This window comes from Chromobacterium vaccinii (assembly GCF_000971335.1).
GTDB lineage: Bacteria > Pseudomonadota > Gammaproteobacteria > Burkholderiales > Chromobacteriaceae > Chromobacterium > Chromobacterium vaccinii.
On the sequence record NZ_JZJL01000019.1, the window covers coordinates 1 to 23,388 of the forward strand.

Annotated in this window: 21 protein-coding genes and 2 tRNA genes; 9 read left to right on the forward strand and 14 right to left on the reverse strand. The window is 63.1% G+C overall.

Annotated features, from left to right (window positions below; genetic code table 11):
* A partial coding sequence (locus VL52_RS23970) for a tyrosine-type recombinase/integrase (RefSeq protein ID WP_144410216.1) occupies positions 1–519 on the forward strand: 519 nt, incomplete at its 5' end.
* Positions 520–613: 94 nt separating this feature from the next.
* Here the strand turns inward: VL52_RS23970 and VL52_RS11025 are convergent.
* The 10 genes from VL52_RS11025 to VL52_RS11070 form a co-directional block, all read right to left on the reverse strand.
* A tRNA-Pro gene (locus VL52_RS11025) sits at positions 614–690 on the reverse strand.
* 30 nt (positions 691–720) lie between these two features.
* A complete protein-coding gene (locus VL52_RS11030) occupies positions 721–1,074 on the reverse strand; it encodes a MerR family transcriptional regulator (protein ID WP_021477053.1) in 354 nt (117 codons plus the stop codon).
* Positions 1,055–1,357 carry an integration host factor subunit alpha gene (locus VL52_RS11035; RefSeq protein WP_011134908.1) on the reverse strand — a complete coding sequence of 101 codons (303 nt, stop codon included), beginning with the start codon at positions 1,355–1,357 and terminating at the stop codon, positions 1,055–1,057. Before VL52_RS11035 ends, VL52_RS11030 begins: the two co-directional genes overlap by 20 nt.
* Positions 1,358–1,428: 71 nt before the next feature.
* Positions 1,429–3,786, reverse strand: coding sequence for a phenylalanine--tRNA ligase subunit beta (pheT, locus tag VL52_RS11040; protein ID WP_046157090.1), 2,358 nt, complete (start codon positions 3,784–3,786; stop codon positions 1,429–1,431).
* Between the two features lie 18 nt (positions 3,787–3,804).
* On the reverse strand, positions 3,805–4,791 hold the full coding sequence (pheS, locus tag VL52_RS11045) for a phenylalanine--tRNA ligase subunit alpha (protein ID WP_021477051.1): 987 nt from the start codon (positions 4,789–4,791) through the stop codon (positions 3,805–3,807).
* A gap of 140 nt (positions 4,792–4,931) precedes the next feature.
* Positions 4,932–5,291: a 50S ribosomal protein L20 gene (gene rplT, locus VL52_RS11050; RefSeq protein WP_021477050.1), complete on the reverse strand. Its 360-nt coding sequence runs from the start codon at positions 5,289–5,291 to the stop codon at positions 4,932–4,934.
* Positions 5,292–5,304: 13 nt separating this feature from the next.
* Positions 5,305–5,502: a 50S ribosomal protein L35 gene (rpmI, locus tag VL52_RS11055; RefSeq protein ID WP_011134904.1), complete on the reverse strand. Its 198-nt coding sequence runs from the start codon at positions 5,500–5,502 to the stop codon at positions 5,305–5,307.
* A gap of 153 nt (positions 5,503–5,655) precedes the next feature.
* Positions 5,656–6,183 (reverse strand): translation initiation factor IF-3, encoded by a 528-nt coding sequence (gene infC, locus VL52_RS11060; protein ID WP_080509618.1) that lies wholly within the window; start codon positions 6,181–6,183, stop codon positions 5,656–5,658.
* 33 nt (positions 6,184–6,216) lie between these two features.
* Positions 6,217–8,118 (reverse strand): threonine--tRNA ligase, encoded by a 1,902-nt coding sequence (gene thrS, locus VL52_RS11065; protein WP_046157091.1) that lies wholly within the window; start codon positions 8,116–8,118, stop codon positions 6,217–6,219.
* A 180-nt stretch (positions 8,119–8,298) separates the two neighbouring features.
* A tRNA-Val gene (locus tag VL52_RS11070) sits at positions 8,299–8,375 on the reverse strand.
* Between the two features lie 136 nt (positions 8,376–8,511).
* On the opposite strand from VL52_RS11070, the gene tgt reads away from it, so the two are divergent.
* The 8 genes from tgt to VL52_RS11110 all read left to right on the forward strand — a co-directional run bounded on the left by tgt (position 8,512) and on the right by VL52_RS11110 (position 17,552).
* Entirely contained in the window at positions 8,512–9,627 is a 1,116-nt protein-coding gene (tgt, locus tag VL52_RS11075) for a tRNA guanosine(34) transglycosylase Tgt (protein WP_046157092.1), read from the forward strand.
* 139 nt (positions 9,628–9,766) lie between these two features.
* A complete protein-coding gene (gene yajC / locus VL52_RS11080) occupies positions 9,767–10,093 on the forward strand; it encodes a preprotein translocase subunit YajC (protein WP_021477046.1) in 327 nt (108 codons plus the stop codon).
* 67 nt (positions 10,094–10,160) lie between these two features.
* Positions 10,161–12,008 carry a protein translocase subunit SecD gene (gene secD / locus VL52_RS11085; protein ID WP_046157093.1) on the forward strand — a complete coding sequence of 616 codons (1,848 nt, stop codon included), beginning with the start codon at positions 10,161–10,163 and terminating at the stop codon, positions 12,006–12,008.
* Between the two features lie 3 nt (positions 12,009–12,011).
* The gene (gene secF, locus VL52_RS11090; protein WP_046157094.1) at positions 12,012–12,947 is read left to right on the forward strand and encodes a protein translocase subunit SecF; all 936 of its coding nucleotides are present in this window, start codon (positions 12,012–12,014) and stop codon (positions 12,945–12,947) included.
* 74 nt (positions 12,948–13,021) lie between these two features.
* Entirely contained in the window at positions 13,022–13,666 is a 645-nt protein-coding gene (locus VL52_RS11095) for a DedA family protein (RefSeq protein WP_046157095.1), read from the forward strand.
* A gap of 68 nt (positions 13,667–13,734) precedes the next feature.
* The gene (mutL, locus tag VL52_RS11100) at positions 13,735–15,630 is read left to right on the forward strand and encodes a DNA mismatch repair endonuclease MutL (RefSeq protein WP_046157096.1); all 1,896 of its coding nucleotides are present in this window, start codon (positions 13,735–13,737) and stop codon (positions 15,628–15,630) included.
* Between the two features lie 76 nt (positions 15,631–15,706).
* Complete coding sequence (locus VL52_RS11105) at positions 15,707–16,525, forward strand: MBL fold metallo-hydrolase (RefSeq protein ID WP_046157097.1); 819 nt, start codon at positions 15,707–15,709, stop codon at positions 16,523–16,525.
* 154 nt (positions 16,526–16,679) lie between these two features.
* Positions 16,680–17,552 (forward strand): trypsin-like serine protease, encoded by an 873-nt coding sequence (locus tag VL52_RS11110; protein ID WP_046157098.1) that lies wholly within the window; start codon positions 16,680–16,682, stop codon positions 17,550–17,552.
* A gap of 399 nt (positions 17,553–17,951) precedes the next feature.
* Here the strand turns inward: VL52_RS11110 and VL52_RS23975 are convergent, their stop codons facing one another.
* The 4 genes from VL52_RS23975 to VL52_RS11125 form a co-directional block, all read right to left on the reverse strand.
* Positions 17,952–18,215, reverse strand: coding sequence for a hypothetical protein (locus VL52_RS23975; protein ID WP_200895994.1), 264 nt, complete (start codon positions 18,213–18,215; stop codon positions 17,952–17,954).
* Between the two features lie 347 nt (positions 18,216–18,562).
* Complete coding sequence (locus tag VL52_RS11115) at positions 18,563–19,852, reverse strand: NAD(P)/FAD-dependent oxidoreductase (protein ID WP_046157099.1); 1,290 nt, start codon at positions 19,850–19,852, stop codon at positions 18,563–18,565.
* 55 nt (positions 19,853–19,907) lie between these two features.
* Positions 19,908–21,083 (reverse strand): ABC transporter ATP-binding protein, encoded by a 1,176-nt coding sequence (locus VL52_RS11120; RefSeq protein WP_082113717.1) that lies wholly within the window; start codon positions 21,081–21,083, stop codon positions 19,908–19,910.
* A 420-nt stretch (positions 21,084–21,503) separates the two neighbouring features.
* Positions 21,504–23,312 carry a GGDEF domain-containing protein gene (locus VL52_RS11125; protein WP_046157100.1) on the reverse strand — a complete coding sequence of 603 codons (1,809 nt, stop codon included), beginning with the start codon at positions 23,310–23,312 and terminating at the stop codon, positions 21,504–21,506.
* Positions 23,313–23,388: the final 76 nt, after the last annotated feature.

Consider the following 23,388-nt stretch of genomic DNA (forward strand, 5'->3'; position numbering starts at 1 on the left):
GAGCTAAACACCAGTATATTTATAATCCCGGCAACATTTTGCGGAAGAACTGAGAATTCAGGTGTAAAAAATGGAATGGATCGGCTTGTTATACTAAATACAGTTGCGAAAGGAGTGGTCGATTCTATGCGAGGGGCGCACCCTATATACGTGTTCCCATTTCATGAAAATAAACAACCAAGCGAAGAAGACAACATAGAGAAGATGAACGGACACGCGTGGAGAAAAGCACGGAAGAGAGCAGCTGAAAAGTTCACCAAGCAATATTTGCGAAAAGCAAACCCCGGCTTTGCTGCGTTCCGGGTTCATGACCTGAAGCACACCTTCGGGCACCGACTAAGGATCGCGGGCGTGTCATTTGAAGATCGGCAAGTCTTGCTAGGCCACGTGAGTAAGAACGTAACGACACACTACTCAGCTCCCGAAATCGGGCATCTGATCGAAATGGCGGAAAGGGTAAGCGAAACAGATCAACGACAGCTTGTTTCCCCCACCATGCTAAGAAGGAAAACCACCTGATGCCACAACCCCACAAAATCCCCACGCCATCGAAGGAGACAATAAAAAAGCCCTGCGGGAACAGGGCTTAATTACTTTAAAAACAAGGCTCTATTGGTCGGGGTGAGAAGATTCGAACTTCCGACCCCCTGCACCCCATGCAGGTGCGCTACCAGGCTGCGCTACACCCCGACTCAAGAGAAACACAGTGTAACTGATTTATTATTTTTTGCCAATACCCGAATCCAACCATTCAAGGATGGATTCCAATTCGGCGCGCACTTCCTGCGCGGTAACCGGGCGTTCGCTATCATCGCCCATTCCCAGCCGCTGGCGAGCGCCCTGAATGGTGAAGCCATCGTCGTACAGCAATTCGCGAATGCGGCGCACCAGCAAAACTTCATGATGCTGGTAATAACGGCGATTGCCGCGCCGTTTCACCTGGCGCAACTGGGAAAACTCCTGCTCCCAATAACGCAGCACATGCGGCTTCACCCCAGCGAGTTCGCCGACTTCGCTGATGGTGAAGTAACGCTTGGACGGAATCGACGGCAGATCAGCCTTGCTTGTTAGCATGGTATTGCTCAACCATTCCCTTGAGTTTCTGGCTTGCGTGGAACGTTACCACACGGCGGGCGGTGATGGGAATCTCTTCCCCGGTCTTGGGATTGCGGCCCGGACGCTGCGGCTTGTCGCGCAACTGGAAGTTGCCGAAACCGGACAGCTTAACCGAATCCCCAGACTCCAGCGCCAGCCGGATCTCTTCGAAAAACGACTCGACCATGTCCTTGGCTTCGCGTTTGTTCAGACCAACCTGGTCAAACAGCAAATCGGCCAGTTCAGCCTTCGTCAAAGTCATGACATTCCCCTCAAACTTCTAAACCACAATCGACGGGCGGATCCATTGGGATCCGCCCGCCCACATCTTGATCACACGCGCAGTTGCGCGCCCAGTTCCGACACCGCGTCCAGCAGGGCCTGCATCGCCGGCTCCACGTCCTCGTCGGTCAGGGTTCGGCTATTGTCCTGCATCAGCACGCTAAAGGCCAGACTCTTCTTGCCTTCGGCGACGCCCTTGCCGCGATAAACGTCGAACAAGGCGATATCGGTGACGACTTCAGCGCGCTTGGCGTCGAATGCGGACAGCAGCTGCGCCACAGTCACAGCCTCGTCCACCAGCAGCGCCAGGTCGCGGCGCACCGACTGGAACTTGCTGACCGGCTGCGCCTTGATGCGGCTGCGCGCGGTAGCGGCCGCCAGATCCAGCTCGAACAGCACCGGCGCGTTGACCAAGTCATAGGCCTGCACCCACTGCGGATGCAGCTCGCCGATCACGCCGACCGCCTTGCCGTCCACCAGCACCTCGGCGCAGCGGCCGGGATGGAAGGCCGGATGGGCCGCCTTGCGGTACTCGGCCTTGACCGGATGCAGCAAGGCTTCGACATCGGCCTTGGCATCGAAGAAATCGACGCGCTCGGACTTGGCGCCCCATTGCTCGGACAGCCGCGGACCCCAGGCCAGGCCGGCCACTCGTTCCGGCTGGTCGAAACCGTTCGCGCCGCGCAGGAACACGCGCGCCACTTCGAACAGCCGCACGCGCGGCTGCTTGCGGTTAATGTTGCCGGCCAGCACGTCGACCAGGCCGCCGATCAGCGTCGAGCGCATCACGCTCATCTGGCTGGCGATCGGGTTCTGCAGGCGGATCGCATTGTCGTTGCCGGCGAAATCGCGCTCCCAGCGCTCGTCGACAAAGGCGTAGCTGACCACCTCCTGGTAATCGCGGCCGGCCAGCAGGTGGCGCAGCTGATCCACTGGCCGCTTCTCTTCCGGCTGCGCCAGCATGCGCATGCCGGAACGCGGCGCGTCGGCCGGAATGGCGTTGTAGCCGTAGACTCGCGCCACTTCCTCGATCAGGTCTTCCTCGATCTCGATATCGAAGCGGAACGACGGCGCCTGCACGATGAAGACTTCATCGGCCAGCGTGTAGGGCAGGCTCAAACGGGACAGAATGTCGCCGATTTGCTCGGCGGACAGCGCCACGCCCAGCACCTTGGCCACGCGCGCCACGCGCAGCTTGACCGATTGGCGCTTCGGCAGCTCGGCCACCTCCTCGACCACCGGGCCGGCTTCGCCGCCGCAGATGTCCAGCACCAGGCGGGTGGCGCGCTCGATCGCTTCGCGCTGCAGCGCGAAATCGACGCCGCGCTCGTAACGGTAGGACGAATCGGAGCCGAAACCCAACTCGCGCGCCTTGCCGGCGATCGCTTCCGGCGCGAAGAACGCGGACTCCAGGAAGATGTCGCGACTTGCGGTGGTGACGCCGCTGTGCTCGCCGCCCATGATGCCGCCCATGGCCAGCGGCTTGGCATCGTCGGCGATCACCAGGTGCTTGGCCTGCAGCTCGACGGTCTTTTCGTTCAGGCACAGCAGGCTCTCGCCGGCCCGCGCCTGGCGCACGGTGATGCCGCCCTCAATCTTGGCCAGATCGAAAGCATGCATAGGCTGGCCCTGCTCCAGCAGGATGTAGTTGGTGATGTCGACGATCGCGGAGATCGAGCGCAGGCCGGAACGCTCCAGGCGCTGGCGCATCCAGGCCGGCGTGGCCGCGGCGGCGTCGACGCCCTTGACCACGCGGCCCAGATAGCGGCCGCAGGCTTGGCGGGACTCGATCTTCACCGAGCGGACGTCGTCGATGGACGGCGCCACCGGGGCGATGGCCACCGGGGCAAGCGCGGCGCCGGTCAGCGCCGCCACTTCGCGGGCGATGCCGCGGATCGACAAGCCATCGGCTCGGTTGGGGGTGATCTTCAGCGTGAACAGCTGGTCGTCCAGGCCCAGGTAATCGCGGATGCTCTGACCCACGGGCGCGTCGGCCGGCAGCAGCATCAGGCCATCCACGTCTTCCGGCACGCCCAGCTCCTTGCCGGAGCACAGCATACCGCCCGACTCCACGCCGCGCATCTTGGTCGGCTTGATCTTGAAATCGCCCGGCAGCACCGCGCCAGGCAGCGCGCACGGCACGCGCACGCCGACGGCGACGTTGGGCGCGCCGCAGACGATCTGGATCAATTCGCCAGTGCCCACGTCGACCTTGGTCACGCGCAGGCGGTCGGCGTTCTCATGCTTGACGCACTCTTTCACCTCGGCGATCACCACGCCGGAGAAGGCCGGAGCGGCGGCTTGGGTTTCTTCCACCTCCAAGCCAGCCATGGTCAGCAGCTCGGACAATTGTTCGGTATTCAGCGCCGGATTGACCCAGCTTCTCAGCCATTGTTCGGAAAATTGCATAGTCGGCTCCGTGCGCGATCAGTTGAATTGCTTCAGGAAGTTGAGATCGTTCTCGAAGAACAGGCGCAGGTCGTTGACGCCGTAGCGCAGCATGGCGAAACGGTCGAGGCCGATGCCGAAGGCGAAGCCGGTGTACTTTTCCGGGTCGATATTGGCGATGCTCAGCACCTTGGGATGCACCATGCCGCAGCCGCCCACTTCCAACCATTTGCCCTGCTCGTCCAGCACGTCGATCTCGGCCGAGGTCTCGGTGAACGGGAAGAAGGACGGGCGGAAGCGCACCTGCAGATCGTCGCGCTCGAAGAAGCGGCGCAGGAAGTCGGTGACCACCGCCTTCAGGTCGGCGAAGGATACGCCTTCGTCCACCCACAGGCCTTCCATCTGGTGGAACATCGGCGAATGGGTGGCGTCGGAGTCGACGCGGTACACGCGGCCCGGCGCGACGATCTTGATCGGCGGCTGGTGGCTTTCCATGAAGCGCGCCTGGATCGGGCTGGTATGCGTGCGCAGCACGTCGCCGTTTTCCACGTAGAAGGTATCCTGCATCGCGCGGGCCGGATGGTTTTCCGGAATGTTCAGCGCCTGGAAGTTGTAGAAATCGCTTTCGATTTCCGGGCCGTCGGCCACTTCGAAGCCCATGGTGCGGAACAGGCCGGCGATGCGCTCCAGCGTCAGCGCCACCGGATGCAGGCCGCCGCCAGCCGAGCCGCGGCCCGGCAGCGTGACGTCCAGGGCCTCTGCGGCCAGCTGGGCTTCCAGCTTGGCGGCGTTGAGCTGGTCGCGCTTGTCGTTGTGCGCAGCTTCGAACGCTTGCTTGGCTTGATTGATGGTGGCGCCGGCGGCCTTGCGCTCTTCCGGCGCCAGCTTGCCCAGCTGCTTGAGGAGTTCGGTCAGCTCGCCGCTCTTGCCAAGGAAGCGCGCCTTGACCTGTTCGAGCTCGATCAGATCGGCCGCGGCGGCGACTGCCGCCTGGCCTGCTTGGAGAATCGCGTCAACGTTGTTCATCGTGTCCCACACCGTATGCGAATAGAAGGCTGATCACATCGGGCATTGCGCATACCCGCTCTGATCAGCACTCTGGGAAGGCCGTCCGGAAGAAAAAAAGGGAGGCAAATGTTTGCCTCCCTTCAGATCCGTCCCGGCGATTAAGCAGCGAGGCTTGCTTTCGCCTTTTCGACGATCTGCGCAAAAGCCGGCTTGTCGAACACGGCCAGATCGGCCAGGACCTTGCGGTCGATTTCGATAGCGGCTTTCTTCAGGCCGTTCATGAACTTGCTGTACGGCAGGCCGTTTTCACGGGAAGCTGCGTTGATACGGGCAATCCACAGTTGACGGAACTGACGCTTTTTCTGACGACGGTCGCGGTAGGCGTATTGACCCGCCTTCATCACCGCCTGTTTGGCGATGCGATAGACGTTCTTCCGGCGGCCGCGATAGCCTTTCGCCAGGGCGAGGATTTTCTTGTGACGAGCACGTGCGGTTACACCGCGTTTTACGCGTGGCATATTTCAGGTCTCCTTAAGCGTAGGGCATCATGGCGCGAACAGAGGCCACATTGGTCGCGTCCACCATGGAGGTGCCGCGCAATTGGCGCTTGTTCTTGGTGGTCTTCTTGGTCAGGATGTGACGCTTGAAGGCGTGTGCACGCTTGAAACCACCGCCACCCAGTACTTTGAGACGCTTCTTCGCGCTCGACTTGGTCTTCATTTTCGGCATGGAAATGCTCCTGCTGAATTTTGTTTAGATTAGACACAGGGTGGCCCGAAGGCTCTTGAAACCGCTGCGTCACGCTTTTGAGCAGATCGTTGCCGACCTACAAAATCGACACGGCAGAGCGCACTCTGCCGTGTCGAAAAATGATTATACCGATTATTTCTTCTTCGGCGCAATCATCATGACCATCTGGCGGCCTTCCAGTCGCGGGAACTGTTCCACAGTGCCCACTTCCGCCAGGTCGGCTTCCACGCGCTTGAGCAGCGCGAGGCCGATATCCTGGTGTGCCATCTCACGACCGCGGAAGCGCAGGGTGACCTTGGCCTTATCGCCTTCAGTCAGGAAACGGACCAGGTTGCGCAACTTGACGTTGTAGTCGCCATCGTCGGTGCCCGGACGGAACTTGATTTCCTTGATCTGAACCTGCTTCTGCTTCTGCTTGGCTTCGTGACGCTTCTTGGACATCTCGTACTTGTACTTGCCGTAGTCCATCAGCTTGCACACCGGGGGCTGAGCGGTCGGGGAAATCTCCACCAGATCCACATCGCCCTCTTCGGCCAGAGCCATCGCTTCACGCAGACTGACGATGCCAATCTGCTCACCTTCCTTACCTACCAGACGGATCTCACGAGCGGTAATCTCGCCGTTGATCCGTGCTTCGCGTTCCTGAGCTATAGCTGAAATCTCCTAATAAATGATAAGTATGCCGCCGCCGGATCAGGCCCCAGGCATCTCAGCCTTGAGGCGCGCGATGAACGCATCCAGCGTGAGCTGACCCAGATCTTCGCCCCGGGCGCGCACGGCAACCAAACCGCCTGCCTTTTCCTTGTCGCCGATCACGATCTGATACGGCAACTTCTGCAGGCTGTGTTCGCGAATTTTATAGCCGATCTTCTCGTTTCTCAAGTCAAGCGCGACTCGGAATCCTTGTTTCTCAAGCTCTTTCGCAATTTCAACCGCATAATCCGCCTGCGCTTCGGTGATATTCATCACCACCATCTGCACCGGCGCCAGCCACAGCGGGAAAGCGCCGGCATGGTTTTCGATCAAAATGCCGAGGAAACGCTCCAGCGATCCCAGCGCCGCGCGGTGCAGCATCACCGGGCGCTTGCGGCTGTTGTCATCAGCCACATATTCGGCATCCAGGCGCTCCGGCAGCATGAAATCGAGCTGCAGCGTGCCGCACTGCCAGGAGCGGCCGAGCGCGTCCTTGATGTGGTATTCGATCTTCGGACCGTAGAAGGCGCCCTCTCCCGGCAACTCTTCCCACTCCACGCCGCAGGCGCGCAGCGCTTCGCGCATGCCTTCCTCGGCCTTGTCCCAGGTGGACTCCTCGCCGATGCGTTTTTCCGGACGCAGCGCCAGCTTAATCGACACCTTGTCGAAGCCGAAGCGGTCATACACTTCCATCACCAGGCGGTGGAAATCCTTGGCCTCCTGGTTGATCTGGTCTTCGGTGCAGAAGATATGGCCATCGTCCTGTACGAAGCCGCGCACGCGCATGATGCCGTGCAGCGCGCCGGACGGCTCGTTGCGGTGACAGGCGCCGAACTCGGCGTAGCGCAGCGGCAGGTCGCGATACGAGCGCAGACCGCTGTTGAACACTTGCACGTGGCCCGGGCAGTTCATCGGCTTCACCGCGTAGTCGCGCTTTTCCGACTCGGTGATGAACATGTTCTCGCGGTAGTTGGCCGCATGGCCGGAACGCTCCCACAGATGGGCGTCCATCATCATCGGCGTGCGGATTTCCTTGTAGCCTTCGCGATTCAGCTTGTCGCGCATGTATTGCTCGACGCTCTGCCACAGCCGCCAGCCCTTGGGATGCCAGAACACCATGCCCGGCGCCTCGTCCTGCAGGTGGAACAGGTCCAACTGCACGCCCAGCTTGCGGTGGTCGCGCTTTTCCGCCTCTTCCAGCATATAGAGGTAGGCGTCCAGATCTTCCTTCTTGGCCCAGGCGGTGCCGTACACGCGCTGCAGCATTTCGTTCTTGCTGTCGCCGCGCCAGTAGGCGCCGGCCACCTTCATCAGCTTGAACACCTTCAGCTTGCCGGTGGACGGCACGTGCGGGCCGCGACACAAGTCGGTGAATTCGCCTTCGCGATACAGCGACAGCACTTCGCCCTGCGGTATCGATTCGATGATTTCGGCCTTGTAGGCCTCGCCGATGCTCTTGAAGTAGGCGATGGCCTCGTCGCGCGGCAGCTCGTAGCGCTCGACCGGAATGTCCTTCTTCGCCAGCTCGGCCATCTTCTTCTCGATCGTCGCCAGATCTTCCGGCGTGAACGGACGCTTGTAGGCGAAATCGTAGTAGAAGCCGTTCTCGATCTCCGGCCCGATGGTCACCTGCGCTTCCGGGAACAGCTCCTTGACAGCATAAGCCAGCAAGTGAGCGGTGGAGTGGCGGATGATGGACAGGCCGTCGGCGTCCTTGTCGGTGACGATGGCCAGATCCGCGTTGCGGTCGATCAGGTAGCTGGTATCCACCAGCTGGCCGTCCACGCGGCCCGCCAGCGCGGCGCGCGCCAGACCGGCGCCGATGGACGCGGCCACTTCATGAACCGTTACCGGTTTGTCGAAAGAACGGACCGAGCCGTCCGGCAAGCGAATGTCTGGCATGTCAACTCCAACGAGGGCGAGAGATTTTTGTGATCGAGTCTAAAGCAAAAGGGTAAAAAAAAGTGCGGCCTGAGCCGCACTTCTTTTTCGCATGGCACAACCCGCAAGGCTCAGCTTCCGTGAGTATGTCGGGCTGTGGTAGTTCGCAAGACTTTCACTTGTAACTCCATGCATTTAATTTGGTAGGCACGATTGGATTCGAACCAACGACCCCCACCATGTCAAGGTGGTGCTCTAACCAACTGAGCTACGTGCCTGTCGTCGAGGTGTGCATAGTATAAGAGCCTCCCCATCTTGGCAAGCACTTTTTTGCGACACCGGCGCAGCCCGCGCGCTTGCTGTATACTAGCGGACTGATTTTGCTAAACAAACCCTGAAGCGATACTTCGAATAATGTTGAAGTTTACCGTACACAAGACCTCCGGCGGCGCGCGGCGCGGCACGCTGGAGCTGAACCACGGCACCGTGGAGACCCCGGTCTTCCAGCCCGTGGGCACCTACGGCTCGGTCAAGGCGATGAGCCCGGTCGAGCTGAACGACATCGGCGCGCAGATCATCCTGGGCAACACCTTCCACCTGTGGCTGCGCCCGGGCCTGGAGATCGTCGAGCAGTTCGGCGGCCTGCATGAGTTCATCGGCTGGGACAAGCCCATCCTGACCGACTCCGGCGGCTTCCAGGTATTCAGCCTGTCCGACATGCGCAAGCTGACCGAGGAGGGCTGCACCTTCCAAAGCCCGATCAACGGCGACAAGCTGTTCCTGAGCCCGGAGATCTCGATGAAGATCCAGACCGTGCTCAATTCGGACATCGTGATGCAGCTGGACGAGTGCACGCCGGGCCAGGTGGACCACGCCACCGCGCAGAAATCGCTGCAGATGAGCCTGCGCTGGGCCGAGCGCTCGCGCCGCGCCTTCGACGACCTGAAAAATCCGAACGCGCTGTTCGGCATCGTGCAAGGCAACCTTTATACCGATTTGCGCCAGGAGTCGCTGGAAGGCCTGATGCAGGTCGGCTTCGACGGCATCGCCATCGGCGGCCTGTCGGTGGGCGAGCCCAAGCCGGAAATGTACCGGATGCTGACCGAGCTGAAGGACATGCTGCCGGCCGAGAAGCCGCACTACCTGATGGGCGTGGGCACGCCGGAAGACCTGGTGCACGGCGTCGCCAACGGCGTGGACATGTTCGACTGCGTGATGCCGACCCGCAACGCGCGCAACGGCTGGATCTTCACCCAGTGGGGCGACGTCAAGATCAAGAACGCGCGCTACAAGGATGACAAGAAGCCGCTGGACGAGGAATGCGCGTGCTACGCCTGCCGCAATTTCAGCCGCGCCTACCTGCACCACCTGCATCGCGTCGGCGAAATCCTGGGCGCGCGGCTGAACACCATCCACAACCTGCACTACTACCAGGAACTGATGCGCGAGATCCGCAAGGCGATCGAGGAAGACCGCTTCGAGGACTTCCGCCTGGAGTTCGCGGCCAAGCGCGCGCGCGGCGTCAACTAAGCGCGCCGGGCGGGGAACCGCGGCCCCGCGCCGACGGTCCCACGCCCTTGCCGCGCTCCATAGTTGGAAAAGATATGGAGCATGGCTACAATGCCCTGTTCGAAACTTGAAGTCATAACGAAATTTAGGAGTTCCCCTGATGTCCTTCATTACTCCCGCCTTCGCCTCCGGCGGCGCAGCTCCCGCAGGTTTCGACCTGATGGGCTTCCTGCCCATGATCGTGATCTTCGTGCTGTTCTGGTTCCTGATGGTCCGCCCTCAGCAGAAGCGCATGAAGGAAACCCAGAAAATGCTGTCCGAACTGCAAAAGGGCGATGAAGTGGTCACCCAGGGCGGCATCGTCGGCCGCGTATCCAAAGTCAGCGAGCAATACCTGACCCTGGAAATCGCCGACAACGTGGAAATCCACGTTCAGCGCAGCGCCGTCGGCGCCAAGCTGGAAAAGGGCACGCTGAAGTCGCTGTAAGCCCATCACGGCCGCCCCGGAACGCTCCGCAGGCGGCCTTGTTCATTTCCCACTCCAGAACTAGAACATGAACCGCTACCCTCTCTGGAAATACCTCGTCATCGTGGTGGCGCTGATCATCTCGGCAATCTACACGCTGCCCAATTTCTACGGCGAGACCCCCGCGGTGCAGGTCTCCAGCTCGCGCCAGTCGATTCCGGTGGACTCCGCCGTGATGGGGCGCGTGGAAGACGCGCTCAAGTCGCAGAACATCAGCCCCGACGGCGTCTTTCTCGACGCCAACAGCCTGAAGGTCCGCTTCAAGGATACCGACACCCAGCTGAAGGCGCGCGACGCCATCCAGCACGCGCTGGGCGACAACTACATCATCGCGCTGAACCTGCTGCCCGCCTCCCCGTCCTGGCTGACGGCGCTGCACGCCAACCCGATGTTCCTGGGCCTAGACCTGCGCGGCGGCGTGCACTTCCTGCTGGAAGTGGACATGCAAGCCGCCACCGACAAGGCGATGGAACGCTACGCCGGCGATCTGCGCCGCGAGCTGAAGAACAAGCAAGTGCGCTACGGCAACATCAAGCGCAACGGCAACACGCTGGAAGTGCAGCTGCGTGACGAAGACACGCTGAAGTCGGCCCAGGACGTGGCCTATCGCATGCTGCCCAGCCTGGCGGTCCGCACCGACGACGCCGCCAACAAGCTGCTGCTGACGCTGAAGCCGGAAGAGATCACCAAGATCCAGAACGACGCGGTCAAGCAGAACATCACCACGCTGCACAACCGCGTGAACGAGCTGGGCACCACCGAGCCCATCATCCAGCAGGCCGGCCCGAACCGCATCGTGGTGCAGCTGCCCGGCATCCAGGACACCGCCCGCGCCAAGGACATCATCGGCCGCACCGCCACGCTGGAAGTGCACATGGTCGAGGACGACCAGGGCAAGGTCGCCGAGGCGCTGGCCGGCAACGTGCCCGCAGGCTACGAGCTGCTGGACGAAGCCACCTCCCGCGGCCAGAGCAAGATCCTGCTCAAGAGCGACGTGGAGCTGACCGGCGACAATATCAATGACGCCCAGCCGAGCTTCGACCAGTTCGGCGCGCCCGCCGTCAGCATCAACCTGGACAGCACCGGCGCCGCCATCTTCCGCCAGCTGACCGCTGAAAACGTCGGCAAGCGCATGGCGATGGTGCTGGTGGAAAAAGGCCGCAAGGAAGTGGTCACCGCGCCGGTGATCCGCACCGAGATCGGCGGCGGCCGCGTGGAAATCTCCGGCAGCATGAACAGCGCCGAAGCCAACGACACCGCCCTCTTGCTGCGCGCCGGCTCCCTGGCCGCGCCGATGAACATCATCGAAGAGCGCACCATCGGACCGAGCCTGGGCAAGGAAAACATCGAGAAGGGCTTCCACGCCACGCTGTGGGGCTTCGCCGCCATCGCAGCGTTCATGGTGCTCTACTACGGCCTGTTCGGCGTGTTCTCCGCGTTGTCGCTGGCGATCAACGTGTTCCTGCTGATCGCGTTGCTGTCGATGCTGCAGGCCACGCTGACCCTGCCCGGCATCGCGGCCATCGCGCTGGCGCTGGGCATGGCCATCGACGCCAACGTGCTGATCAACGAGCGCATCCGCGAGGAGTTGCGCAACGGCATGCCGCCGCACTCTGCGATCCACTCCGGCTACGACCACGCCTGGCACACCATCCTGGACTCCAACGTCACCACGCTGATCGCCGGCCTGGCGCTGATGATCTTCGGCTCCGGCCCGGTGCGCGGCTTCGCCATCGTCCACTGCCTGGGCATCATGACCTCGATGTTCTCGGCGGTGCTGGTGTCGCGCGGCCTGGTGCACCTGTGGTACGGCCGTCGCCGCAAACTGACCTCGCTGGCCATCGGCCAGGTGTGGAAACCGGAAAACAAGGGCTAAACCATGGAGCTTTTCCGCATCAAACGGGACATCCCGTTCATGAGCTACGGCCGGCTCACCACCGCGATCTCGCTGGTGACCTTCGTGCTCGCCGTGTTCTTCCTGGCCACCCGCGGCCTGAACTTCAGCGTGGAGTTCACCGGCGGCACCGTGCTGGAGCTGCAATACCAGCAGTCGGCCAACCTGGACCAGATCCGCGAGAAGGTGGACGCGCTGAAACTGGGCGAATCCACGGTGCAGAACCTGGGCACCAGCCGCGACGTGATGATCCGCCTGCCGAACAAGCCGGGCACCAGCACCGCCCAGCTGTCCGACAAGGTGATGGGCCAGCTCAAAGCCGCCGATCCCACCGTGCAGCTGCGCAAGGTTGACTTCGTCGGCCCCAGCGTCGGCGAGGAGCTGGTCTCCCACGGCCTGACCGCGGTGATCCTGGTCTGCGTGGGCATCATGCTCTATCTGGCCATCCGCTTCGAATGGCGCTTCGCCGTCGCGGCCATCATCGCCAACATGCACGACGTGGTGATCATCCTTGGCTGCTTCGCCTTCTTCCGCTGGGAGTTCTCGCTGACCGTGCTGGCCGGCATCCTGGCGGTGCTGGGCTACTCGGTGAACGAATCGGTGGTGGTGTTCGACCGGATCCGCGAAAACTTCCGCAAGCCGGGCATGCGCGGCCACGCGGTGGCCGAAGTGATCGACAATGCCATCACCTCCACCATGAGCCGGACCATCATCACCCACTTCTCCACCGAGATGATGGTGGTGTCGATGCTGGTGTTCGGCGGCCCGGCGCTGCATGGCTTCGCGATGGCGCTGACCATCGGCATCGTGTTCGGCATCTACTCGTCGGTGCTGGTGGCCAGCCCGATCGCGCTGTGGCTGGGCGTGAAGCGCGAGCACATGATCAAGCCGGTGAAACAAAAAGAGGAAGCGGTGGTCTGATCATCGCCTTCTGAACGACTGGCCGGCTTGTCCGGCCAGTTTCGCGTCTGCCCACCTAGCTCATAACGGAAATCATGGAAGCCATCACGTTTCTGATCGACTTCATCCTGCACATCGACGCCCACCTGACCCAACTGGTGGCCGCCTACGGTCCCTGGATCTACGCCATCCTGTTCCTGATCGTGTTCTGCGAAACCGGCCTGGTGGTCACGCCCTTCCTGCCCGGCGACTCGCTGCTGTTCGTCGCCGGCGCGCTGGCGGCCATGGGCCAGATGAACCCGCACCTGCTGGTCATCCTGCTGATCGTCGCCGCCATCCTGGGCGACGCCACCAACTACGCCATCGGCCGCAATGTCGGCATGCGGCTGTTCGAGATGTTCCCGCGCATCCTCAAACCACAGTACCTGGACAAGACCCACGCCTTCTACGAGCGCCACGGCGGCAAGACCATCATCTTCGCCCGCTTCGTGCCCATCGTGCGCACCTTCGCGCCCTTCGTGGCCGGCATCGGCAAGATGCACTACCCGCAGTTCCTGCGCTACAACGTGGTGGGCGCCGTCGCCTGGGTGGTCGGCTTCACCTACGCCGGCTATTTCTTCGGCAACCTGCCCTTCGTGCGCAAGAATCTGGAATTGCTGATCTTCGGCATCATCTTCGTATCGTTCTTGCCGGGGCTGATCGAAATCTGGCGCCACAAGCGCGCGGCCGCCCGCGGCTGATCCGTAGTAGAATCGACAAGGCCGCTTCGCGCGGCCTTTTGTTTTGACACCACGCCCAAACGCCGCCCATGACACGCATCCAACGCCTGCCCGACCACCTCGTCAACCAGATCGCCGCCGGCGAGGTGGTGGAACGCCCCGCCTCCGCGCTGAAGGAAATGCTGGAAAACAGCCTGGACGCCGGCTCGACGCGGATCAGCGTGGACCTGGCCCAGGGCGGCATCAAGCTGATCCGGGTGACGGACAACGGCGCCGGCATCGCCGCCGACGACCTGCCGCTGGCGCTGGACCGCCACGCCACCAGCAAGATCGCCTCGCTGGACGATCTGGAATCGGTATCCACGCTGGGCTTCCGCGGCGAGGGCCTGGCCAGCGTGGCGTCCGTGTCGCGGCTGACGTTGGTGAGCCGGCCGCAGGACGCCGACCACGCCCACCAGATCATCGCGATAGACGGCACGCTGCACCCGGTGGAGCCGGCCGCTCATCCGCACGGCACCAGCGTGGAAGTGGTGGACCTGTACTTCAACACCCCGGCTCGGCGCAAATTCCTGAAGAGCGAGAACACCGAGTACGCGCACTGCGCGGCCACTTTCGAACGCATCGCACTGGCGCACCCGGACGTGGAGTTCCTGCTGCGCCACAACGGCAAGGTGGCGTGGCGGCTGCCCTCGCAAAGCGCCGAGGACCGCGTGGCCGCGCTACTGGGCAAGGACTTCGTCGCCGCCGCGATCCCGCTGGACAGCCAGGCCGGCCCGCTGGCGCTGACCGGCTTCGTCGCCTCGCCCACGTATTCCAAGGCCAGCCGCGACGCCCAGTACTTCTACGTCAACGGCCGCTTCGTCCGCGACAAGACCGCCCAGCACGCGCTGCGCCAGGCCTACCGCGACGTGCTGCACCATGACCGCCATCCCGCCTACGCGCTGTTCTTCCAGCTTGAGCCGTCCGGCGTGGATGTCAACGTGCACCCGACCAAGATCGAAGTCCGCTTCCGCGAAAGCCAGGCGGTGCACCAGTTCCTGTTCCACTGCGTGCACAAGGCATTGGCCGGCACCAGCGCCGGCGCCGCGCCGACGGTTCAGGTGGAAGGCGCGGAACCGGCCGCTCCGCAGCTGCCGCGCGGCGCGTCGGCGCCGCTGTTCGCCAGCGCCTCGCCCCGGCCGGCATCATCCGGCATGCCGGCGCCGCAGCCTTTCCAGTATCAGCAGCAGTCCATCCCGCTGAACGTCGCACGCGAGGCGGTGGGCGTTTACGACAAGATGTTCGGCGGCCTGCGCGAGGAAGAGCGGGCGCTATCGCGCGCCGAGCCGGCCATGCCCTCCCCTGCCGCGCCGCTGCCTCATCCGGCGGTGCTGGCGATGCCCGCCCACGACGAAAACGGCATCCCGCCGCTGGGCTTCGCGCTGGCCCAGCTGCACGGCGTCTACATCCTCAGCCAGTGCGCCGAAGGGCTGATCCTGGTGGACATGCACGCCGCCCATGAGCGCATCGTCTACGAACGGCTGAAAACCGCGCTGGAAGCCGACTCCATCCCGCTGCAGCCGCTGCTGCTGCCGGTATCCTTCGCCGCCGACCGGATGGAAGTGGCCACCGCCCACGAGCATGGCGAGGAGATGAAACGGCTGGGCGTGGAGCTGGCGCCGCTGTCGCCGACCCAGATCGCCGTGCGCGGCGTGCCGGTGTGGCTGAAGGATGGCGATCCGGTGGACCTGGCTCGCGCGGTGCTGAAGGACGTGCGCGAGTTCGGCCTGACCCAGGTGCTGACCGAGCGCCGCAACGAACTCTTGGCCACCATGGCCTGCCACGGCGCGGTGCGCGCCAACCGCCAGTTGACCTTGCCGGAAATGAACGCGCTGCTGCGCGACATGGAAGCCACCGAGCGCTCCGGCCAATGCAACCACGGCCGCCCCACCTGGAGCCGGCTGACCATGCGCGACCTGGACAAGCTGTTCATGCGCGGCCAGTAATCGCATCCTTGCTCACCCATAGAATGCCCAGACCAGCATTGATCCCGACGCGACGCGGCACGCTCGCCAAACACCGATGAGAGTCAGCGTATTGGTGGAAAATCATAGCCACCGGCCGGCCCTGCAGGCAGAAGCGGGCCTGTCGCTATGGATAGAGCACAACGGCCACCGCGTGCTGTTCGACACCGGACGCAGCGGCCTGCTGCTGGATAACGCCGCAAAGATGGGCGTTGATCTGTCCACGCTCAGCCATCTGGTGCTGTCCCACGGCCATTACGACCACAGCGGCGGCCTATCCGCGCTGCCCCCCATCCTGCCGGCGGACAAGCGGCCGCAGCTGATCGCGCATCCGCACGCCTTGCTGCCGCGCGCCGCCATGCTGGGCCCGTGGCGGCTGCGGCGACTCGGCATTCCGGCTATCCCGGCCGATATGGAGAATCGCTTCGATCTTCAGCTGCACCGCGAGCCTTACCCTTTCGCCGACGGCTTCGTGTTTCTCGGCCGCATTCCGCGCCGCACTTACCGCGAAGGCCGGCGCGCCATGGGCCGGCTGTGGCCGCAAACCCGCCGCAGCGCGCCGGACCAGGTGGAAGACGACTCCGCGCTGGTCTGCCGCACGGAGAAAGGCCTGATCATCTTCAGCGGCTGCGCCCACTCCGGCATCCGCCACACCGTCGATTACGCGATGGAAGTTTGCGGTGACAGCCGCGTGCGGGCGGTGATAGGCGGCTTCCACCTGCGCAGCTCCGGCCCGCTGCGTCTGCTGAATGTCCGCCGCTATTTCCAGTCCCAGGCCGGCACCCAGCTCTTCGCCTGCCATTGCAGCGGCTACGCCCGCCACTTCCTGCCCAGGCAGACAAATATCGCCGTCGGCAATCGGCTGATCTTCGACTGAGTCCTCCCGGCTTCCGCGCTGCGCCGCCCCGCAAGCCAGGCATGGCATGGATCCGCGGGGCCCCGCGCCGGCCGCCCTTCACAAACCGGCCCCCTCCGCGTCCCTGCGAATGAACGCCGCGCGCCCCGCCGGCCCCAGACTGAAGGAGCGGAACATGCAATTCAACGACACCGCCAAGCGAGACGCGCTGAACGCCTTTGCCCAACTGCCGCCAGCGGTCAGGGAGCAGATCCAGTTCAGCTCGGTCAGGCTGAGCAATGACCGCTTCACCGGCTCGGGCGTGCTGGTCATCGACGCCAACCAGATCCAGGGCATCGTCACCGCCAAGCACAATCTGTGCGTGCGCGCCAACATCGCCACTCCGACGGCTTGGAACGAAGACCAGGTCGCCAATCTGATCACCGGCTTTCTAGACGGCCTGAAAGTCGGCTACGACTACCCCGCCACCGCGCCGGACAACACCCGCCAGCCGTTGCCGGCGAAAGAACAAAGGCTGGACTCGGAGAGCAGCGACATCGAATTCCGCAACGGCCACGGCCGCTGGGACTACGACCTGATGTTCATCTCTTTCAAAGCCAAGCTGCCGATACGCGACTACATCGCCGCCAGCCCGCTGCACCGCGTGGCCTACGGCAACAGCGACCTGGCCTTCTACCGCCAGGACCCGACCGGCAAGGGCGTGTTCGTCACCGGCTTCGGCGACGTGCTGAACGCCCAGGGCGGCCAGCTCAACATGTCCCACCCTTTCCAGGTCCGCAACGCCGCCATCGCGTCCCGCCAGGCCCAGGTGCTGCGCCAAAGCCGTCCCGACCTCTACTTCACCGACGTGCTGATCGCCGAGGCATCCAACAACAGCAGCACCGCCACCGGCGATTCCGGCGGACCGGCATTCCACGTCAACGGCAGCCGGGTCTACCTGATGGGCGCGACGCTGGGTGCCAACTTCCTGCCCGACCGGCTGCCGCCCGACAAACCCATCATCAATAACGCGGCGACGGCGCTGTATGCCGGGGGGTATTTGTTCTGACCATATGACATCACGGGAAATCTTAAGCTGCGCTGGTTCAGCCTAACCTATGGCCCTTGTTAATAAATTCTTGATCCAAAAGAAAACGGCGCATCGCCATTAAAGGGATGCGCCGCTTATGTGATAGACAGTGTCAGCGCCATAGCACTGATGATCTTGTACTAGAACCGTAGCTTGGGATAAATGAAATGAAGCCCTACACTTACCGATAAAATTCATGATCCTATAAATATTGATCGCAATATATCACGGTAAACGTTGGGCTTCGCAAGCTCAGCCCAACCTACGGCCCTAGACAGCTAGCACCCACCTATGGGATGCCAGCCGATCTACGACTACGCGCCTTCTATCTCTGCCAATAAAGCAGCCATAAAGGCACGCCGATCAGTGATTTCATCATCAAATCACACGTTCAAAGAGAGCGCCAAAGTTCTCAGATGGATCGGCAATAAGTATACGTAGCAGATTTGTTAGTCGATCCTGCGCAGCCTTTGTGTATGTATGGAACTCAGGTAAGAGAAGCGCTCGAACCGCACTGGCTACACCGCTAGGACTGTTTACATCCAGCCCTTGAAGTTGTACGCAGCCAGCATCGTTCACAAAGTTTGCATCAAAAACCTTAAGCAAACTGAGCAAATCAAACATTTCTTTTTTTACTTTCATCATTGCCCCCAAATTGGGAATGCCGTGTTTACCTGGCTATTCTTAAACCAAACCTGCGCCGAGTACGATTGACCATAAGTCAGGACCGTAGGTTGGGCTAAATTAAATGAAGCCCAACGTTTACCAATAAAATACGACCCCATAAATATCGATCACCATATATCGCGATAAACATCGGGCTTCGCAAGCCCAGCCCAACTTGCGATCCTAAAAGCTCATATCTTGGAAATCAGCATAATACAGCAAACAAACCAGCAGTTATGCTACAGCGGACAAGCAGTAAATAAATAGCCCGAGCACGCTCACGCATGCCCGGGCTTCAAACATAACGCCTACGCCGGCGCTGTCTACAGATAATCCCTCATCCGGTAGTAAGCCATCCCCAACACCAGCGCCGGGGTGCGCAGCAGCTTGCCGCCGGGGAAGTCGCGGTGGCGGATCTTGGCAAACAGGTCCAGCCGCGACGAGGTGCCGGCGATCGCCTCGGCCACCACCTTGCCGGCCAGACCGGTGATGTTGACGCCGTGGCCGGAGAAGCCCTGCAGGTAGTAGACGTTGCCGGACAGGCGGCCGAAATCCGGCGCGCGGTTGACGGTGATGTCGCAGAAGCCGCCCCAGGCGTAGTCGATGCCGACGTCAGCCAATTGCGGAAACACCCGCAGCATGTCGGCGCGCATGGAGCCGGCCAGATCGCGCGGCTCGTGGCCGGAATAGCTGACCTTGCCGCCGAACAACAAGCGGTGGTCGGCGGACAGCCGGTAGTAGTCGAGCACGAAGTTGGTGTCGCACACCGCCATATTGTCGGCGATCAGCGCGCGCGCCCTCTCCTCGCCCAACGGCTCGGTGGCGATCACATAGGTGCCAGCCGGCATGATGCGCCGCTCCAGCCGCGGCGCCAGCGCGCCGATGTAGGAATTGCAGGCCAGCACCAGGTGGCGGCAGCGCACGACGCCATGCTCGGTGAAGACCTTGGGCGCGTCGCCCTGCTCGATGCGCAGCGCCGGCGTCTGCTCGTGGATGTCCACGCCGGCGGCCAACGCCGCGCGGGCCAGGCCCAGCGTGTAGTTGAGCGGATGCAGATGGCCGGAGCGCGGGTCGAACAGACCGCCCTGGTAACGTTCGCTAGCCAGTTTGCCGCGCAGCGCCGCTCGGTCCCACAGCTGCATGCCGCCGTAGTCGTAGCGCTCCTCGGCCTCGCGTTGCCAGTCTTCCAGCTCCCGCATATGGCGCGGCTTCACCGCCGCGCTGACATAGCCGCGCTGCCAGTCGCACTGGATGCCGTGGCGGCGCACGCGCTCGTCTATGATTTCCACCGCCTCCACCGACATGTCCCACAGCGCCTTGGCCGCCTCTTCTCCCACCTGGGCGCGGATGCCGTCCATGTCGCCGGCGTAGCCTGCGATCACCTGGCCGCCGTTGCGGCCGGAAGCGCCAAAACCGACGTGCGAGCCCTCCAGCAGGATGACGGAGAAGCCCTTCTCCCGCAGGTTCAGCGCCGCCGACAGTCCAGCCAGCCCGCCGCCCACCACGCATACGTCGCAGCTTGCCTCGCCGCGCAGCGGAGGCTGCGGGTCCCAGGCGTGGGCGGTGGCGGCGTAATAGGATGGCGGATGCGGCTGATGGGCGAAACGCAGCATAAAGTCCTCAAGGCGGATCGAAGGGAAAGCCCCCGGCAAGCCGGGGACGCGGATGTCACTGGGTCAGCACCACCGGCGAATCGGCGCGCCAGCTGAGGTAGACCGTCTCGTCCCAGGTGGGCGCGGTCTCGTTGGCGTCGCACCAGCGCGACGATGGCACCACGGCTTTGACGATCTTGCCGCCGGCCAGTTTCACGTGATAGACGGAGTAGCTGCCCAGGTAGGCGATGTCCCGCACCGTGCCGGCGGCGCGGTTGGCGCCGGGCTGCAGCGGCTGCTTGTCCAGCCGCACGTCCTCCGGCCGCACGCTGGCCCACACGCGCATGCCCTTGGGGCCGGTGATGCCGTGGTCGATGTGGATGACGCCGCCCAGCTCCTGCGAATTGATCTCCACCCGGTCCGGCTCGTCCACCACCACCGCGCCTTCGAACATATTGGTCTCGCCGATGAATTCGGCGGTGAAGCGACAGCTTGGGTATTCGTAGATCTCGGTCGGCGTGCCCACCTGCAGCAGCTTGCCCTCGCTCATGATGCCGATGCGGCTGGACATGGTCATCGCCTCTTCCTGATCGTGGGTGACCATGATGCAGGTGACGCCCACCGCCTCGATGGTGTTGACCAGTTCCAGCTGGGTCTGCTGCCTGAGCTTCTTGTCCAGCGCGCCCAGCGGCTCGTCCAGCAGCAGCAGCTTGGGCCGCTTCACCAGGCTGCGCGCCAGCGCCACCCGCTGCTGCTGGCCGCCGGACAGCTGATGCGGCTTGCGGCCGGCGTACTTGCGCATCTGCACCAGGTCCAGCATCTTCGCCACCCGCTCGGCGATCTCGTCCCGCGGCGCGCCGTCCTGCTTCAGGCCGAAGGCGACGTTCTGCTCCACCGTCATGTGCGGGAACAGCGCGTAGTTCTGGAACATCATGTTGACCGGCCGCTCGTACGGCTGCAGGCCCTGCATGTCCTGGCCGTCCAGAATGATGCGGCCGGATGTGGGCGTTTCCATCCCCGCCAGCATGCGCAGCAGCGTGGACTTGCCGCAGCCGGAGCTGCCCAACAAGGCGAAGATCTCGTTGCGGCGGATGTCGAGGTCGATGTGATCCACCGCCAGGTGGTCGCCGAACTTCTTCACCACGCCGCTTATCCTCAGGTACGGCGGCTCGCCCCCTGCGACGATGCCGGCCGGGGCCGCGCTGGCGATGGGGCTGGCTGCTTGCTTGCTGGCCGCGATGGCTTCCGACATGTTCCCACTCCCTCCGACTGCGGCGCCCTGCCGGCGCCGCTTGCTGTTTTGGACGCTTGAGACACGCGGCGGACAAATCCGTCCGCCTCTTGGCGCCGCCGGCACGTTTACAGCATGGCAAAGCGCTGCCGGCATTGCCGGGAAAGATGGAGCGATGGAATGAGAAGGACGCGGGCCTGCGGCAAGACTGTCCTCACACTCCCCTGCCGCGGTGCGGGCGGCTGCCGGCGTCTCATGCGCCAGTCGTGGACACAGCCTATGCCATGTTTAAGAAATTTGACAAGCGGGGATCGCAAGATTGATCGCGCTAGAACGATCGTCTGTGGTTTGCGCGCCTCAGCAAGAAAAATGCCGCGCTGCGGCAAGCCAGCGTTTAAGACATCAAACACTTGGAGAAAACGATGCAAAGCCCCAGCGCGCTCAACGGCCGCAAGCGCAGCAGGACGACGCGCCCGGCTGGCGCCTTTCGACGAACAGGCTGTTGCCGGGCAGCTTCTTCGCCTGCTTCTTGGCTTCCGCCGTCGCCGCGCCGATCTCGTGGTGGCTCAAGTACTGGCCCGCCCTCACCCGCACCACGCCCAGCGACAGCGTGGTCAGCGGCAGGAACACCGGCTCGCCGTTGCGCGAAGCCACCTCGAAGCCGCCGGCGGCGCGGTGGGCGTCGGAAAAATGCTGCGCCGCCAGCTCGCCGAACTGCTCCAGCATCCGCCGCAGCCGGCATTCCCAGTCTTCCGACTGCATCAGCGCGACGAAATCGTCGCCGCCGACATGGCCGACGAAGTCGCGCTCCTGGTCCACGCACTCGAGCAGCAGGTGGGCGACCAACTCGATCAGGGCATCGCCGGCGGCGTAGCCGTACAAATCATTGAAGGGCTTGAAGTGGTCCAGATCGGCGTACACCACCACGACCGGCGTCCGCATCTCCAGCAGCCGGTCTATGGTCTCGTTGATCGGCACGTTGCCGGGCAGGCCGGTCAGCGGATTGGCGTAGCGCGCGGCGGACAGCTGCAGCTCGGTGATCTTGCGCATCAGCGCGAAGCCGGTGCCCATGCCCAGATAGCGGCCGTTCTCGGCGATGATGAAGCCGTCCACCAGATAGCGCTGCTCGGCCGCCACCACCAGGCTGGACAGCTCGTGCACGGTCAGGTCGGCGCTGACCACCAGCGGCTGCTTGTCCATCATCAGTTGGCAGGGCTTCTTGCCGTACAGCTCGCGGTTGAACGGCTTGGCGAAGCTTTCCAGCAGATGGTGGCGGCGCAGCAGGCCCACCGGCACGCCGTCCTGCACCACCGGGATGGCGAAGCAGGCCGGATCGTCGGCGAAGCGGCGGTAGGCGGTTTCGTTCGGCACGCCGGCTTCCAGCGGCTCCACCTCCAGCAGCAGATCGCGCGCCAGCGGCTGGTTGCGCAGGCCGTGGCGGCGGCCGCCGAACCACGGCAGCGCGGCGGCCTGCAGCGGAATCTCGCGCGTCGGCGCCGCCTGCGGCCGGGCAAGCAAATAGCCCTGGCCGTAACGCACGCCCAGCCGGCACAGCGTGCGCAGCTCGGCCGCGGACTCTATCCCCTCCGCCACCAGCAGAGCGCCGGACTGGCGGGCGATGTCCGCCATCGAGCGGACGAACTGCTCTTTCAAGGGATCGAGATGGATGTTCTGCACGAAATGCTTGTCCAGCTTGACGAAGTCCGGCCTCAGCTCCGACCACAGCCTGAGGTTGGAAAAGCCCTCGCCCAGATCGTCCAGCGCGATGCGCAGGCCGTCGCCGCGATGCCGGGCAGTCACCTCGCGCAAGGCCAGGTAGCCGCCATTGGGGCGGGTTTCGGTCAGCTCAAGGATCACCCGCTTGGCATCCAGGCCGATGCGGGCCAGGAAGGACTGCAGCGCGCCGGGACGGGATTCCTCGGCCAGCAGCGTTTCGGGATTGATGTTGACGAACAGCAGACCGGGCAGATCCAGCTCGGCGAAGCGCTCGGCGCAGGCGCGCAGGCAGGCCAGATCCAGCGACAGCAGCATCTGGCAGCGCTCCGCCGCCTCGAACAGCATCATCGGCGAGTGCAGCGTGCTGTCGGACGGGCCGCGTATCAGCCCTTCGTAACCCAGGATGCCGCCCGCCTCCAGATCGACGATGGGTTGGAACACCGGCTGAAGCCGGCGCTGTCCGATGATCTGCTCCAGTTCCCGGCACCACCCCGCCATCCCGGCCGGCGGGGATGGCTCGACGCAAGTTTGCATATTTCTCGACCGACTGCCTGAATTCCGCTCAACCTGGATAATCTACCGACAATAAATGTCATCGACATTACACTGG

Bases quoted from the DNA above. Each gene is read 5' to 3' on its own strand.
- VL52_RS11120 (WP_082113717.1), bottom strand. From the start codon at position 21,083: ATGTCGGAAGCCATCGCGGCCAGCAAGCAAGCAGCCAGCCCCATCGCC.
- rplT (WP_021477050.1), bottom strand. From the start codon at position 5,291: ATGCCACGCGTAAAACGCGGTGTAACCGCACGTGCTCGTCACAAGAAA.
- VL52_RS11110 (WP_046157098.1), top strand. From the start codon at position 16,680: ATGCAATTCAACGACACCGCCAAGCGAGACGCGCTGAACGCCTTTGCC.
- thrS (WP_046157091.1), bottom strand. From the start codon at position 8,118: ATGCCAGACATTCGCTTGCCGGACGGCTCGGTCCGTTCTTTCGACAAA.
- rpmI (WP_011134904.1), bottom strand. From the start codon at position 5,502: ATGCCGAAAATGAAGACCAAGTCGAGCGCGAAGAAGCGTCTCAAAGTA.
- pheS (WP_021477051.1), bottom strand. From the start codon at position 4,791: ATGAACAACGTTGACGCGATTCTCCAAGCAGGCCAGGCGGCAGTCGCC.
- VL52_RS11115 (WP_046157099.1), bottom strand. From the start codon at position 19,852: ATGCTGCGTTTCGCCCATCAGCCGCATCCGCCATCCTATTACGCCGCC.
- VL52_RS11035 (WP_011134908.1), bottom strand. From the start codon at position 1,357: ATGACTTTGACGAAGGCTGAACTGGCCGATTTGCTGTTTGACCAGGTT.
- mutL (WP_046157096.1), top strand. From the start codon at position 13,735: ATGACACGCATCCAACGCCTGCCCGACCACCTCGTCAACCAGATCGCC.
- secD (WP_046157093.1), top strand. From the start codon at position 10,161: ATGAACCGCTACCCTCTCTGGAAATACCTCGTCATCGTGGTGGCGCTG.
- secF (WP_046157094.1), top strand. From the start codon at position 12,012: ATGGAGCTTTTCCGCATCAAACGGGACATCCCGTTCATGAGCTACGGC.
- VL52_RS11095 (WP_046157095.1), top strand. From the start codon at position 13,022: ATGGAAGCCATCACGTTTCTGATCGACTTCATCCTGCACATCGACGCC.
- yajC (WP_021477046.1), top strand. From the start codon at position 9,767: ATGTCCTTCATTACTCCCGCCTTCGCCTCCGGCGGCGCAGCTCCCGCA.
- tgt (WP_046157092.1), top strand. From the start codon at position 8,512: ATGTTGAAGTTTACCGTACACAAGACCTCCGGCGGCGCGCGGCGCGGC.
- VL52_RS11030 (WP_021477053.1), bottom strand. From the start codon at position 1,074: ATGCTAACAAGCAAGGCTGATCTGCCGTCGATTCCGTCCAAGCGTTAC.
- VL52_RS11105 (WP_046157097.1), top strand. From the start codon at position 15,707: ATGAGAGTCAGCGTATTGGTGGAAAATCATAGCCACCGGCCGGCCCTG.
- pheT (WP_046157090.1), bottom strand. From the start codon at position 3,786: ATGCAATTTTCCGAACAATGGCTGAGAAGCTGGGTCAATCCGGCGCTG.
- VL52_RS11125 (WP_046157100.1), bottom strand. From the start codon at position 23,312: ATGCAAACTTGCGTCGAGCCATCCCCGCCGGCCGGGATGGCGGGGTGG.
- VL52_RS23975 (WP_200895994.1), bottom strand. From the start codon at position 18,215: ATGAAAGTAAAAAAAGAAATGTTTGATTTGCTCAGTTTGCTTAAGGTT.